Annotated in this window: 10 protein-coding genes; all 10 read right to left on the reverse strand. The window is 54.8% G+C overall.

From position 1 onward, the window contains the following. Positions 1-118: 118 nt before the first annotated feature. Positions 119-961 (reverse strand): hypothetical protein, encoded by an 843-nt coding sequence (locus tag IC232_RS26240; protein ID WP_190847907.1) that lies wholly within the window; start codon positions 959-961, stop codon positions 119-121. Positions 962-1,277: 316 nt separating this feature from the next. Then, positions 1,278-2,576 carry a glycosyltransferase family 4 protein gene (locus IC232_RS26245; RefSeq protein WP_190847908.1) on the reverse strand — a complete coding sequence of 433 codons (1,299 nt, stop codon included), beginning with the start codon at positions 2,574-2,576 and terminating at the stop codon, positions 1,278-1,280. Between the two features lie 14 nt (positions 2,577-2,590). Further along, complete coding sequence (locus IC232_RS26250) at positions 2,591-3,961, reverse strand: oligosaccharide flippase family protein (RefSeq protein ID WP_190847909.1); 1,371 nt, start codon at positions 3,959-3,961, stop codon at positions 2,591-2,593. 518 nt (positions 3,962-4,479) lie between these two features. Beyond that, complete coding sequence (locus IC232_RS26255; protein WP_190847910.1) at positions 4,480-5,991, reverse strand: hypothetical protein; 1,512 nt, start codon at positions 5,989-5,991, stop codon at positions 4,480-4,482. 60 nt (positions 5,992-6,051) lie between these two features. Then, positions 6,052-8,196, reverse strand: coding sequence for a hypothetical protein (locus IC232_RS26260; RefSeq protein ID WP_190847911.1), 2,145 nt, complete (start codon positions 8,194-8,196; stop codon positions 6,052-6,054). Positions 8,197-8,295: 99 nt separating this feature from the next. After that, the gene (locus tag IC232_RS26265; protein ID WP_190847912.1) at positions 8,296-9,291 is read right to left on the reverse strand and encodes an aldo/keto reductase; all 996 of its coding nucleotides are present in this window, start codon (positions 9,289-9,291) and stop codon (positions 8,296-8,298) included. 246 nt (positions 9,292-9,537) lie between these two features. Further along, the gene (locus tag IC232_RS26270; RefSeq protein WP_190847913.1) at positions 9,538-10,356 is read right to left on the reverse strand and encodes a 2OG-Fe(II) oxygenase; all 819 of its coding nucleotides are present in this window, start codon (positions 10,354-10,356) and stop codon (positions 9,538-9,540) included. Positions 10,357-10,678: 322 nt separating this feature from the next. After that, positions 10,679-11,425: a protein tyrosine kinase gene (locus IC232_RS26275; protein WP_190847914.1), complete on the reverse strand. Its 747-nt coding sequence runs from the start codon at positions 11,423-11,425 to the stop codon at positions 10,679-10,681. A gap of 137 nt (positions 11,426-11,562) precedes the next feature. Then, positions 11,563-13,143: a GumC family protein gene (locus tag IC232_RS26280; protein ID WP_190847915.1), complete on the reverse strand. Its 1,581-nt coding sequence runs from the start codon at positions 13,141-13,143 to the stop codon at positions 11,563-11,565. Between the two features lie 167 nt (positions 13,144-13,310). Beyond that, the gene (locus tag IC232_RS26285) at positions 13,311-14,327 is read right to left on the reverse strand and encodes a glycosyltransferase family 2 protein (protein ID WP_190847916.1); all 1,017 of its coding nucleotides are present in this window, start codon (positions 14,325-14,327) and stop codon (positions 13,311-13,313) included. Position 14,328: the final 1 nt, after the last annotated feature.

The raw sequence follows: 14,328 nt of genomic DNA on the forward strand, positions 1-14,328 counted from the left end.
CTTTCCCCTTCTCCCAGCCGGGAGACATTACGGGAAAATTCCCACTTTGGCTGGTCCAGTTTCCAGGGATCAGGTCACGCCGCCATGAAATGTCAGCGTGGTTTATCATCAGAACACCTCAGTTGGAGAACCTGTACCGTGATACAACCTCCCATGCGATCTGCTGCATCCGCATGGCCAAGGCCTCAGAGGGAGGCTTATAGGCAACACCCCACTGGTTCACCAGCTGACGCTGCAATCCAACAGGAGATACCCTATAGATGACGGAGTACTGAACACAGGCAACGAAATAATTGCCCAAGCTGTTCAGATGAATATCATCTGAGAATAGCTGCGTGATGCTGGTCAATCCTGCCGCATTTCCCGTCTGAACCGCATCGTACATCGCGCCGAGCGCCTGCCCTGCCGGAACAAGGCCCGTCATTTGGCCTCGGCGAGCTATTTCTTCCCATTTCGGCAGATCCTTATCCAGCTGAATGCGCCAGTCTGTCAGGTCACTAAGGCTTCCACTCTTTTTGCTACCGTCCGCCGCTTTCGCCTCCAGACTGTGCCACGTCTCATAGAGATAAACTCGGGTTTTCGAGTTGGCGTCGATCGCGGCATTGCGCCACTTGAGAGCGTAGCCGTAGCTATCGCTCCATTTGATGTGATTCTGAAGTGGAATAGCTTCCGTGACGATCAGAACGTCCGTATCTCCTCTAGCAAGAACCGTTCGGGCGTTTATGCCCTCGGCTTTCTCGGCGTGATCCCAATTCGCCCACATTGTCGCACCATTTATGACTTGCTCCTGAGTGGTGCTGCCTCTCGGACCAAGCTTGCGAAGGATCTGGGGCATGTCGTGATTGACCAATGAATGGCCGACTAGAACGACACCCTGCGGTGGGGCGCTATCGTTTGCGCGGAGAGGCAGTATCGAAACAAGCACGATGCCCAGCGCGTGCAATCCTACTCTGACAGACATAGACTGATCTCCGACTCCACAATTCGACCTACTCAAACGTGCATCAAATCCGAAAGTATCAGTGCTCGTGCGGACATCAGCTTGAGAAAATGAGTATGATACCATTTCTCCTCAATCGATCACGAGACTTAAGACGACGAGCTGAACCGCTTGGAGCCGCGTGGCTGGCTACGGCGGCAATTGAGAATTCGAGATCTGCCAATAGGGCAATGGTGATACTCTACCCTGCTCGCAATCGGCCTATTCAGAGGCGGATCGTCCGCCCATGATCGTAACCCTCGCCGGCTCCCCAATGTGACCAGAGCACAAGAGACATTTAGATAAATCTCGTGGCCTTATACAATTTGCGCCAGGCGGAGGATCGATGGAGAAGAGGAGCATCCCACAAGGTTTGATAGTAGTCCAAAGTTGATCTCGCCACGGCTGCTGGCGAAAGGCGCTTGGCCATATCGGCGCTGGCCTGCCGCCCGAGGGTGACCGCCAGATCAGGATTGGCGAATAAGGTCGCGACATTTTCTGCAAGCTCGGCCGCGTCACCTGCCCTGAATAACAAGCCTGTTCGACCCGCCAGCAGAATTTCCGGAATGCCCCCAGTGTTTGCAGCCACCGTAGGACAACCAAAGGATAGAGCCTCGACCAGCGCGAGAGGAAAATTCTCGTAGCGCGATGCGACGACCGTTAAGTAAGCCTTCCGTCGAAGCATCTCAATTTGGTCGCTGGGCAAGGGCCCCATAACATGCACCCGCCCCCTCATCTCTAGCGGCAACCTGCTTTCCAAGAAACTCGGCAAATCGTAGTCCTTGGCTGCATCGTCACGAAGCCCGCGATCGGGACCGACAAAGATTAGTTGTGCGTCTGGTCTGACATTCGCGATCTGCCGAAAAGCTTCAATGATCAGGTCCCCTCCTTTGTGCCTGTCGAAGCGCCCCACGAAAAGAATGCTCTTTCTATCACTGCCTTCCAATGACCATTGCTTCTCTTCTGGAATAAGAGGGGCGGGGTTGGGAATGACCACCGCATGAGGGAGCTCCAGATCGTAGCGTTCTCGAACCTGGTTCAGCACATCTTGCGACGGCGCTGTCAAACCGACTGCATCAGCGATGCAGCGGCGCTCCGCAAGATCACGGCGGTGAAAGGCTTCATCGTGCGGCAATCCCAGCGCTGTCGCGTTCAAGAACCAAGGACCGTGCAATCGCACAACTACTGGAACTGAGACGAGCTGTTGGGTGTACCACGCTGCACCAAAGGTCTCCTCCATCTCGAGGAGGTCGTATCGCTTGCCCTCAAGCCCTTGGGCGATCGACCAACCTAGTGATGGGCCGTCTGGAGACGCCGAAGAATATTGGCGGAGCGCACGCAGGAGCATTTTCCGGGTGCGCGGCATTCGCTCCAAGCCAAGATTTACTGCGGGGGGAGATTCTTCGGCAGCAACAAAACCCGCGATGACGCGCGTTTGCACACCTAAGGCGTTCAAAGCAGGAGCGACGCTACCTACGTAAGTGACGATCCCATTAGGTACATGTCCTGATGGCCAACCGGGGCTGTATAGGGCTACCGAGCGGGTCATTTGGCGTATCGGATAGTGATCGGTGTAGTTTGAAGCGCTGACATCCATCACATGTGCCCTTGCTAAATCCCGTGATACCAATTGAAGACGGCCAAGGCAGGCACCTTGGCGAAGTGGCCAGCTGCCAGTCCAGCAAAAGCAGCAAGCCCTTGCCACCCTTCCTCGCGCAGATCCAGAACCCCAAATTGACCCAGCTTCCGCAGAAAGTATATCAAAGCTGGGATTTCAATCAAACTGAATGCCACTACAACACCCGTAGGTCCAAGCAAGTGATAAAATACAGGAAGAGAAAAGCATAACCATACAATGCGTGCGATATTACTATTCATAGTTCCGGTTATACGGCCACTAGCAGTCATATATTCAGCCGCCGACTTGGTATTCAAGGCTAATATACTACCGAATGCCAGTATGGATAAATAAAAAGCAGCCCCAACATATCGATTGTCATACAATATATAAATTGGGATCGCCGCAGATGTTACAACTGCACCCGCTAGGAAAGCGAAAGCCATTGATACTTGACGCTTCACTATATAGTAGTTATGAGCAAGAACTTCTTCTCCCTGCTGCCATAATTTCGCATACATCGGATACAAGACTCGAGTAACATAAATACTGGCGAAATTACTCATCACGGACGCCAAATTGAGCGCAATGGCGTAAAGGCCGAATTCTTCTAGCGTTAGAACGCGTGCAAGAATTACCTTATCGGCCTGTCCGATAACCAGGCTCAATATGCTGGAAACCATGATGATTTTGGAGAACCTCCAAAATTCTTCGGTAACTGATTTGCTGAACGCCAGTCTGTGGCGAGCGAAGGGGAACAAGATGTAGCTCAGCAGGAGGTTCAAAGCCGCCTGCGCAAGATATCCGCCTATCACTGCCCAAGCACTGCGGAATATCAGCGCGGCGAGAACCCCGACGATCGTCTGGAACAGAAGAAGAGCTATATCAATAAAGCACAGCTTCGCTACACCTCCTGATCGCAGGATTACAATCGGGCCAAGCGAAACAAGACCATTCAGCAAAAACGAGACAGACGCCACGGCGAGCGGCATAGCGATCTCTGGCTTCTGTAGCAGATGAGCCAGGGTTGGAGCCGCTGAAACTGCGACTATGGTTAGGGCGAGACCTCGCAGTGCATGAATCGTCCAAATGATGTCCAAAAAATGGGGGTCATCACCCGCGGGATGCCGAAGCAAAAAAGCGTGGAAACCCAAGTCGGTCAGCATCGCCATTATCATCATAAGAGAAATGATGATCGTAGCCGTTCCATACACGTCTGGGCTCAGCAGTCGTGTAAGGATCATGGATCCCACCAAACGGATCAACAGCGTCACTACTGTCGTCATGAAGACTATGCCTGAGCTGCTGAACAGGCGCTGGCGAACATTCGCTATAAGCTGCGCTCTGCCGGCAGTCACACTCATGTCTCACACCCCGCATTTGATTGCTTATCGAAGCTATAGCACAGCCTCCCAAGGGTACCGCAGGAATATTCTCACGTCCTACCTGACCAGATAGGGTATTCCTCACATTCGGGGAGTTACCTCTTGAGCATGCCGGCTGCATAAGCACCTCCACTGCGGAGATGGTCTACATTCCTAGATTATCTAGCCGAGCAGTTGAACCGTCGGTCTTACGTGACTTCAAGGCCGGCGCCATGAGATAGTCATGATCCTGCAGGCGGTCTCTCGATACCTGCGCCCCGTGCCGGGCTAACGCGACAAGATGAGCCGGATTCAGCTCGTTCTAGGAGTGAGAGGTCTGGCGGCTTTCGACCAAGATGATCGAAATGCCAGCGTCCAGCTCCGCACCTTTCCACGCTGACTGCGATTCATTTCAGGAGACGTGTATAGCTCATCATGGAACTAGTTGGGAAACTCCGTGTGAGGCATGGGGATCCTCCTTGCCCCAACTGATGCGAGCATACGTCGGCTCTACTTGATCAACTATTCACCGCCGATCTACTTTGAGACCGCGCCAATCGAGCCATCGGCCGCTTTCGATCTATGTAAGCCATCTTCTGATCGATGCGATCTGCCCGGCTCAGCCGAGCCCTCCGGCTGAAGCGCTCACTCACTGTCCATAAGATTCCAGCATAGACGACTGAAAGGTAATCAGACCGGGAATTAGGCAGGAGATCGAACGTGAAGAGCGCGAGGATGAGGGCGAGACAACTGGCAGCAGCTTGCTCAGATCTGGACATCCGCCTGCAATGCCATGCAAAGCGCCAGAGCGGCAGTACCATCAACGCGAAGAAACAGAAGAATCCAAGGTAGCCCCAGGCACCGATCATAATGATCCAGTAGCCATCTGTTACGGAAATGATCCTTCCGTCCGACTCTGAGTAAATTAAGTTCCGCCCAAAGGTACCCCAGCCGTGCAGCGGCCGTTCCATCGCGCGGGCGAGCAGGATACTCTCGTTGTCGAACCTGAACTCGAGTGACTGCGCCCGATCTGGATTATACTGGCGCACAAACTCGACGACCCTCTCAGCAGGGATAAGATTCTCAAATCGAGCCACAGGATAGGCAAGGACGACAATACTGACCAAGGCCACGACCCGCACGACAGCCTTTGGCTTCATGAGCCAAATGAGGAACGACGCGATCACGGCGTAAATTGTGGGCGCCCAACTCTTCGTGAGAACCATCAATACAACGCCCGCCATCAGACGCTGTTTGACTGTAATTCTGAGTGTCCGTCCCGCTTTCTGTAGAGCAAGTGTGGCGCACAAACCGCTGAAGACCCACATCGCGACGCTCAAACCGTGGTTCATGAAGACCACCGGGCGGTAACCATCCTCTCTCATGGCTTGTATAAAGTCGTGCGGGTGAAATCCGTAAACCCATCTATGAAGCTGAGGACTCAAGCGGACTTCGAGCAACATCAATGGGGCATAAATCAACATGCACGTGCTCATGACCTCAAATAGATCATAGAGGTCCTGCTCCGTACGAAATACCCGCTGACCAATTGCAAACGGCAAGTATACATCGAGAGCAAGCGCGATAGCGCTTGATAGAATGTCATGGCTGGTCAACCCTGGCAGGGAGATACGGCTGAGTAAGAGAGGATCTCCATTCGTCTGCACTGTTCTGACTACTCCAACAAGTAGCACCAGAAATATGATCCGGGGCAACATGTGCTTTGGCGCAGCCTTCAATAGATCACCTCGATGGAATGTGATCACGGCAAGAGCAATGGCTAGGAAAGAAACCCTATGCTTATCGAGAGCTGGCAGGAGTGGCGGGTCATATGCTAGGGACGACGGCAAAAACATGACGGACAGCATCATCAACCATGCCGTTGTACGCGCGACACTGTGTGAGCGCGCGCGTCTGGAATAGACCGCAAAGATAATCAGCGGCCAAGTAAACAGCACAAGATAGGCAAGTAAGTTACCCTGCACGCCCTGACCTCCGGCAACAGCCCCAACGTCTCTTCTTTCTTCCATCCTCTTCGGATCGTACTACTCGCCTGCATACGCCGGGGACTTTGCGGGAACGAACTGCAGTCATTCGCCCCCCCTCTGCATCGCGTTGAAATTCTTCGCGGCGTGGTAAGTCATCCAGCCCGGACTAAATAAATCACCCTCCAGCAGGCTCCATGGGCTTGTTCGCCCCATCAGATACCATGCAGGGCCGCCGTTGTTGGAACGCGCTCGCATCTGCTCAAACTGATCACTGGCAAGTTTATGACAACGAGAGTCGCGCTTGTAGGCTGAGATCAGGTTGGCAATCTTCTGACGGTAAGAACTGCTGTGCCCAAGTTCCACCAGGCGCGCTTCCGTGGGCGGCATGATCTCCAGACCGCCCTCATAGCATATAATGGGCTTGCCATGTGCAGTCGCGACAGGGAGCCACGCGTCGTACTGCGCTCTAAGTGTCTCAAGGGTCTCCCCGCCGGCCGCACCGTTGCGCCGACCTGCTCTTATATCATTGTCGATCCAATCGAGAGCCGATTCCATCAATGCAGGTTTTTTTGACGCAAATTGATCAGCCGCTGTCAGAAGGCCTCTCAAGTCGTTCTCGTAAGTCCATTCGGGGCTGCACTGTGCGCCGGCGTAGTATGTGGCGTAGGATATCACATCAGTGTAATCGATGGGTCGGTTGGACACTGCATCGTAGCCACGGGCCCTCACACCCTCACCACGAAAACGCTCTCTATCGAAGCCGTCCACCCAACCGGCGATATGCACAGCATTGACTCTACGCAGGCTCGCCGTCGAGCGGGGCGTCCATGTGTCGGTGACGAGCCCCATAATCTCACGATAGCGCAGAGCATAGTAGTTATTCCAGCCCCCGATACCGAGTCGATTTCCTCTAGCGTTCGCCCATGATGTCTGGGGAAAGCCATAGGCGAAATTCCATATCTCGTTAGAATATTCCAGATAAAGGGTAAGGCCCGGATCAAGGGTGTCGCGGATGTATCTCGTCATCTCGACAACCGAGGTATCATCGATCATTCCGGGCAAGCAATACCAGAGATCCAATTGCAGTTCATTGGATAGTCTAACATGTAACTCCAGGGGGACGCCTCTGGTCAGACCGTTCGACTGCCAGATCACCCGATCAAGGATTTCATCATAGACAAAGGTCGCTATGGTACCGGCAGCGATGGCACCGATCTCTGGAGGGGTGTTGTATGGCGTTACGATGGACTTTGCCCCACGCCTGCCGACATCGATAGTCACCGTTTGGGATGTGTTCGTATTCACAAACCTGCCGTGGAACGTCTCGCCACCCGCCCATGATTGAGGGAAATCACCCTGGTACGACCCGCCCGAATATGAGTTCGTTCCCGATATATCCCCAATCCACTTTGCAGGGAGCCAGCCCTCAGCTGCCACAGTCATTGCACTCAATGGCGCGCGCAAGGAGTGGTGGGTTAGAAGATTGCCGTTTGTGCTGCCCCAGTCGACCGTGCGGAGAGCACGCGGGTTGAGGTCGCGGATCTTCGCAATGTACTCCGAGGTGAACCATTCTCCGGCGTCGATTGCAGCTTCGTCGGCAGATCGACATAGGACAAGATCGGCCATCTCAGCGTACGTTCCGTCCGACGGAAACCATACAAAAGCCTCAGGAGCCCTCCCGTTGAGGGTAAACTCGACGCGAACATCAGTGCCGCTGGCCGTCATCTCCGAAGATGTGCCAGTAATGACGAAGTGAGAACCGCTATGTACTTTGATGCGGCGGTCAGTTGTCTCACTTGGGTAATTTGCTGGGAGGATTCTTATGCGCCCAGTACCTCTCCACTTGAGAACCCACCGCCCGGTGTACGAGGGCGGCAGATAAACGTGAATGCCGTACTGTCCACCGGCACCAGGGGGCGGCGAAACCGGGTAGCCGTTTCCATCGACGAAGGCCGGAATAGGAATTCTTCCGCCCTCCGAGTAAATTAGGCCACCCTTGATGAAGTTCTTGAATGGATACTCATTGGCGACCACGCCATTGACAACAATGCCTGACTTGATCTTCCCTTTCGGACCCGCGGCAAGGTTCGTGCCAGCGGAGGCATTGGAGCCTCCCCTGAAACCGTCGACAGCAACAGCCACTGCAGTCAGACAGGATCCATAGAGAAACCGACGTCGGCTCATGACACCCGGATGACCGTCCTCCGGCGCGTATGTCCCCTGAGCTCGCTGCAAGGAATCTTTCATTTTTCAAACACCTTATGGGAGCTTCGGCGCCTCGTAATGTCCTTCAAGCACGCTTCCGGCACGAGAGCAAAGTGGGTAAGGCGATTGTCTCTCCTGCGCCTAGCTCTTGAGAAGACGCTTCAGAGACGAGAGCCAGCGCCGGCCAGTCACTTTCCTTCGAAGATGGTCTATTTCACGGAGGTCACTGGGCTTGAGGGTTGGTAGGTCCACTGCGCGAGCGGCCTCCGTGTATTCCTCTATGCTCTTCGCGCCGATAATAACCGTGTTTGTTCCTGGCCGATCCAATAAGAAGCGCACAGCGATCTGCGGCAGCGACCGCCCTGGGCATGCTAGTCGCTCGAAAGCGCGATAGCGTGCGAATGTCTGCCCAACGGTTTTAGAATCGAACCACAGTGATCGGATGTCATCAGGTCTAAAGTGAGGAGGTGCATGGAAGTACTTTCCACTCAACCTCCCACCATGGAATGCGCCTCGAACGACTCCCCCAATTCTAGCCTCATGAATGAGGGTGGCAATTTCTGTAGCGGGATCAATCATATTCTGGGCAAACTGCACGACATCACACAAGCCGTGGCTTTGGAGCAAACGGATTTGTTGAAGATCGTTTGTTGAGATACCAAAAATGCGGATCTGACCCCTTCGTTTAGCGTCTTCAATAAAACGTGCGATAGCACTCAGCTCGGTCGTTTCCGGTGAGATATGACAAAGGTAGATGTCGATATAATCTGTACCGAGTCGGCGGAGTGATCCTTCGAGACTGATGGGTAGCCGCTTGACGGAGGCGTCATCGACTCGCTCGCCGCCTGCCCCGGAGAACGTGCCGAACTTTGTACTAATGATCCAGTCTTTGCGTCGCCCCGCCAGAGCCTGCCCGATCCGACGCTCAGACTCACCATTTCCGTACTGCTCGGCTGTATCGATGAAGTTGACGCCTAAGTCTCCGATGCGACGGATCAGATCTACGACGTATTTGGCTCCGAGATCCGGATAGCCGCCAACTTGGCCGTCTAGAGTGAGAGGACCACTCAACTGCCATGCGCCAATCCCAATTTCGGAGACCGAAATGCCAGTTTGACCCAGAGGACGGTACCTCATTCAAAAGCCTTATCTTAAGTGCTTACGGGCACACTTTCCAGGGTAAGGAGTTGAGAGCCGCAGATGCTCTCTAGACCATCCAGGGTATGTTCTGAGCAGGGCGCGCTGCGTTCGGAGAGTGGTTCGTGATCTAACAAGAGCCCGCGTCTCCCCACGAAGCGCCTTCTGTTTCGTGAGTGGCTTACTTGGCATTCACAATGCTCCCGGGAGCGCTCGATCCGGCGCTCCCGTGAAAGCCGGGCATTATCATTCTGGGCTTGTTACCAGCAACCGTTTCAGCTTGGAGGTGCCGCGTTGGAACAGGCGTCTGGCCGTACTGAGACTTTGATCGACGGGCATCATAATACCCTTAACCTTCTCGTCAGGCCGAGCCTTGAAGATCGTGCTGTGGGCGTAGCCAGGATAGTGCGCAGGAGCCTCCTTTGTGTAATAGTACGCGGCAAAGGACTTTCGCGCCTGACCATCGGGGCACTTCACGGCTCTGACGCCATGGAAACTCACCTCATTAGTCTCAAACACAACGCATCGATTGAAGGTTGGCAGGAATTTTTGGTGGCAGACCTTTACGTCCTCATCCCAAAGCTCAAACTCGCCGCCCCACTGCTCTTTCCATTCCGGATTGAGATAGATTAGAATGTTGAGACGGCGGTATAGTTGCCGCTCGGGAATTGCATTAAAGTCCAGATGGACATCTAAGTGTCCCCGGGCGCCGGTGGCATGTAATCCGCCACCCGCCAGTTCCCTGTCAGGCAAGAGACGAGGGATATCGGTTACATATTCTAGAAGTTCCAGAAATTCACGACCGTTGAGAACCTCTTCCAAATCTTTAAGAGGCTTTGGAAACAGCTCAGAATCCGTGATTTGAAACTTACCTTTCTCGTTAAGGTTCGTATGTGTCACGCCAAGGCTTTTAACTTTGTCAAAGGTCGGGAAAGCCGCGGCACATTGCTCGGCAAAATCCTGGCGCAGGAAATTGTCTATCTTGAACCACGGTACAGGTACTCCGCCGAGGAACTTCTTTCTTAGATCATCCCGATCTATAACGTTGATTAGCTCAAAGGACATGTCAAACCCCGCTTCTATTCTGGCACCCAGTTTATATCAATCTGTCTCCGTCAGCCGCAGCCAATCCGAGGTATTTCCTTATTTACCTGAGCTGCAGTTCTCATCATCATTTCTCCTTTCACTGCAGTGAGAAATAGCTGACCTGTGATAGCACTTGCATGCTGCGACCATTGATCGGATGCGTGCCTCACGCAAATTCGACATCGCAGCAATAACGCTGCAGGCTACTTGATCTTTTCGTGTATCTTTCGCTCAGCGCGCTGCGCTGCACAGGCATATCTGGCGCAGGTCCATCGTCCGGCATCGCATCACCAGTCGTCCTTCATGGCGAACCGGTCGCCTCCCGATCCTTATTGAGAACGATCCGAAGAATGTTTGTTGCCTCGAGGCATTCCTTGCAGCGCTCCAGCTCCGATGCGGTCGAGCGGCCGACCGCCAGAACCAGCAAGGCGCAATCAATCGCCGGTATGAGAGACATTACATCCGAGGAAGACAGGAGCGGCGGCATGTCGAGGATGATGAGCGGGTTCCCCGGCTCAAGTCGCAACAGCCCAATCAGGTTCGTGATCTGAGCTGCTTTCGTAGGGTCCAGCGGTCCATCAGCTTGGATCAAGCTGGGGATCACGACGAGATTCCGACCAGCGATATCCGCTCTGACGCTCACGTCACCGAGGCACGCCCTTCCCTCCAGGTAATCATTCAAACTGGCAGAGGTATGAACTCCTAAGCAGGTGGCAGGACCAGAATCGTCAGCATTCAGGCCGACTAGCAGCACATTCCGATCGCTCTGTCCCGCGGCACTGAGCGCCAGGTTGGCGGCAGTAACAGTCACGCCGCATTCGGATGTGGGGGAAGTTACCGCCAAGACTTGCCAGCTCTCCTCATCCATATCGCGTACGATCTGGTTTCTCATCACGCGGAAATGCAGCGAGCGCTCATCCGCGCCGTCGAACGATATGATCCGGTTTTTCTCTAAGTGCGTGCGATTGAGAGGGACAAAGGGGGCAGCTCCGAGAACTCCGATCGGCTGATCCTGCCGCCGGCTCGTTTGCGTGGATGCGCTCGTCAACAGTAGCTGCCTGACTCCTTGCCCAGCCTCACCAGCACTATCTGGCCCTGTCCAATGGATAGCCTCTTTACGCTGCGTCATATGTCTAACCTAAATGTGAGTGAGCACTCGATGTCAGTTCGCTTACGGCCAAGGGACTATCGATAAATCGCCTCCAGTCGCTCCAAAGCCTGCTCGGCCGGCAGGATATACATGTGCACCCCAACGAGACCGGTTAATGTGAGAGCGCATACGGATGCGACGCCGAAGACGACATTCGCTTTGCGCTTACGTCGCTCTTGATGTGTGGTGATATATGGAATGCAGGCGATCGGGATCTCGCCTGCTATGGCCCGGATCTCCGCCGAGTTGCGGATCGTGCGGTCGAGCAGGTCAATGGCCAGAAGGGTTCCTAGACCAGAGGCACCTGCGACGCCTAGCACAAGAATCATGTACTTCATGAGGTTCGGCTTGACGGGAAAGTCCGGAACAACCGGCGGCTCGATCAACCTGATCGGCTTAGCACGCTCATCCTTCTCCAGCCGCTCCATGAGCTCGGCCGCGGCTAAGCGGGCGGTGAGTTCGTCAAGACTCCTCCGGACAGCCTCTCTCTGGCCCTGCAGCGTTCTCAGAACTGCCTCGACCTCTGGAGCCTGGGTGATGCCGCGCTCCAATGTGTTTATCGTTCTCGATATTTCTTCACGGCGCTGAGATAGGAACGACCGTCGTGTATCGAGCATCTTAATTCTCTCGGCGACCAGCCGCAGATCGGGTGGCAAGCTCGACGGGTCGACCTGTCCTCCTGCGTTGATCTCCGACAGAGCCGCTTGAATCTGCTCCTCCAGCAGCGCAATCTGCTGCTTCAGGGTTCTGATCTCCGGATGTGTATCCGAATACAGGGATGCTTTCCCGGCGAGTTCCTCTCTCAAGGTTTGCAACCTGCCGCCCGCCCCTTGGTTTTCACCTGCAGCCCCCCAGGCAGAAGCCTTCAGGCGAAGCTCGAAGTCGAGCAAGCGCCTCTCCTCGTCGAGCGCCCGTATAGAGGCATCGTTCTCGCTCAGCTCGGTTCTTTTGGCTTCTATCTGAGTTAGTTGGAAATCCAGACGCCCGGGCAAGACACCGATGTTCTTCCGGGTAAAATCGGATACTTGCGCTTCGATGGCCTCGATTTCGTTACTCAGGCGTTTGACTTCGCGCCCTAGGAGCTGCACGGCGTCGGAGGCTTTTCCGACTCTTGTCTGAACATCTGCCTCCAGGAGGGCTGTCACAACTTTGTCAACGACACCAGCCGCGACGTCAGGATCCTCATAGTCGAAGGCAACAGTGAAAAAGAACGTCGGGCTATTCATCGGACGCGCGCCTGGCCCTACTGAAATCCGCTCTACCTTTAAACGCTCTCGCATTAAGTCGGCAATTTCGGCCTGGGATTTAGTGCGACGCAAAGCCGGGAATAAATCGAAATCCTCGGCGAGCCGGGCGAGATTTGCCCGTGTCAATGCCCGTTGCTCGGCCAACTGCAAGGCCTCGCCAGGATTTGCGGAATTGGAAGACTCGCCGCTGGTGGGTATACGTTGCGGCTCCACGATCATGGCCGCCTCGGCCCGATAGATCCTGTTAAGAGACAGCACGACCATCGTTCCGGAGACGGCGACCAGCAGCGCCGGGATCAGCAAGAACAGGAATTTTCTCTTCAATAAGCCCAGGTAGTACTGCAAGCCTCTGCTGTTGACCTGTTCCATCCTTTGCCTCACCCTTTTGTTAGGAGGTCGGTACCTCTTGGACGTCGGCGATCATCATGAAGAGCCGCAGCGGTTGAGAGAATATTCTCGGCCCGGGACCAATCCGGCTCAATAACTCTTTCGGTCGATTGGTCCTCATTTCGGGTGATGCCGGATCGGCAGGAGGACTATCCAGGTCTCTTGTACTCGATGAGCCTCTGCGGCCTCTGGAGAAGCCGATAGCGCATCCATGTAAGCTGTCCCTGAAGCTCGGCGAATTTTCCGATAATCGAGAGAAGCCCGAAGGCTAGAGCGGTGCGGGTGTCACCTCCGCATCGTGACGCGGTACTTGCTGCCCGCATGACGATAAGTGGGTAGACCGACAGGAGTGTCAGGCCCCACAACCCGATTTGACTTACAAGTACGGCCGAGCTTGCCGGAACAGCCACGCACCACAACCAAGGGCGGACTGCCTCACGCAGCCAGCGGCGGTGATTTGCTTGAGCGCCCATCACGGTGCCGTTGACGAAGGCCCACCCAGCGCGATTGGTGCGGCGCCACCATTGGCTGAAATGCACCATGGCCGCATCGTGGAGCGTCATCTCCGCATCCAATCGCATGATACACCACCCGGCCTTGCGCATCCGGGAGCACAGCTCCGGCTCTTCTCCTGCTATAAGAGAGCCGTCAAATCCGCCGACGGCGCAAATCGAGCGCACCCGCATCATCGCGTCTCCACCACAGGCATCGGCCTCGCCGACAGGCGTATTCCATTCGAGATCGCAAAGACGGTTGTACAATGAGGCCTGTGGGTGCCGCTCACGTCGGCGGCCACAGGCGACAGCATACTGATCATTGCGCCACAGGAACCGGGCGGCGGAGTCGATCCATCCATCGACGACCTCGCAGTCTCCGTCGACAAACTGAACGAACTCGCATGCAGGATTGATCTCCAAGAGGCGCTTGAGTCCTGCATTGCGAGCTGCCGCGGCAGTAAAGGGCCGGTTCGGATCCAGAATCACCACCTCACAACCGAGGCTTGATGCCAACGCGACGCTCCCATCCGTAGATCCAGAGTCCACATACACCACTGGGCTTGCGGACGTGATAATCGACTCCAAGCAGCGGCGGAGTCGTTGTCCCTCGTTCCTGCCGATCGCAACGGCACCGACGAGCGGCGCATCGAAATTCGTTCCACTCACCATC

It is taken from the genome of Microvirga sp. (assembly GCF_014699075.1).
GTDB lineage: Bacteria > Pseudomonadota > Alphaproteobacteria > Rhizobiales > Beijerinckiaceae > Microvirga.

What these genes read in the sequence shown, in the direction of transcription:
- IC232_RS26240 (WP_190847907.1), bottom strand. Translation starts at nt 961, where the DNA reads ATGTCTGTCAGAGTAGGATTGCACGCGCTGGGCATCGTGCTTGTTTCG.
- IC232_RS26245 (WP_190847908.1), bottom strand. Translation starts at nt 2,576, where the DNA reads ATGGATGTCAGCGCTTCAAACTACACCGATCACTATCCGATACGCCAA.
- IC232_RS26250 (WP_190847909.1), bottom strand. Translation starts at nt 3,961, where the DNA reads ATGAGTGTGACTGCCGGCAGAGCGCAGCTTATAGCGAATGTTCGCCAG.
- IC232_RS26255 (WP_190847910.1), bottom strand. Translation starts at nt 5,991, where the DNA reads ATGGAAGAAAGAAGAGACGTTGGGGCTGTTGCCGGAGGTCAGGGCGTG.
- IC232_RS26260 (WP_190847911.1), bottom strand. Translation starts at nt 8,196, where the DNA reads ATGAAAGATTCCTTGCAGCGAGCTCAGGGGACATACGCGCCGGAGGAC.
- IC232_RS26265 (WP_190847912.1), bottom strand. Translation starts at nt 9,291, where the DNA reads ATGAGGTACCGTCCTCTGGGTCAAACTGGCATTTCGGTCTCCGAAATT.
- IC232_RS26270 (WP_190847913.1), bottom strand. Translation starts at nt 10,356, where the DNA reads ATGTCCTTTGAGCTAATCAACGTTATAGATCGGGATGATCTAAGAAAG.
- IC232_RS26280 (WP_190847915.1), bottom strand. Translation starts at nt 13,143, where the DNA reads ATGGAACAGGTCAACAGCAGAGGCTTGCAGTACTACCTGGGCTTATTG.
- IC232_RS26285 (WP_190847916.1), bottom strand. Translation starts at nt 14,327, where the DNA reads ATGGTGAGTGGAACGAATTTCGATGCGCCGCTCGTCGGTGCCGTTGCG.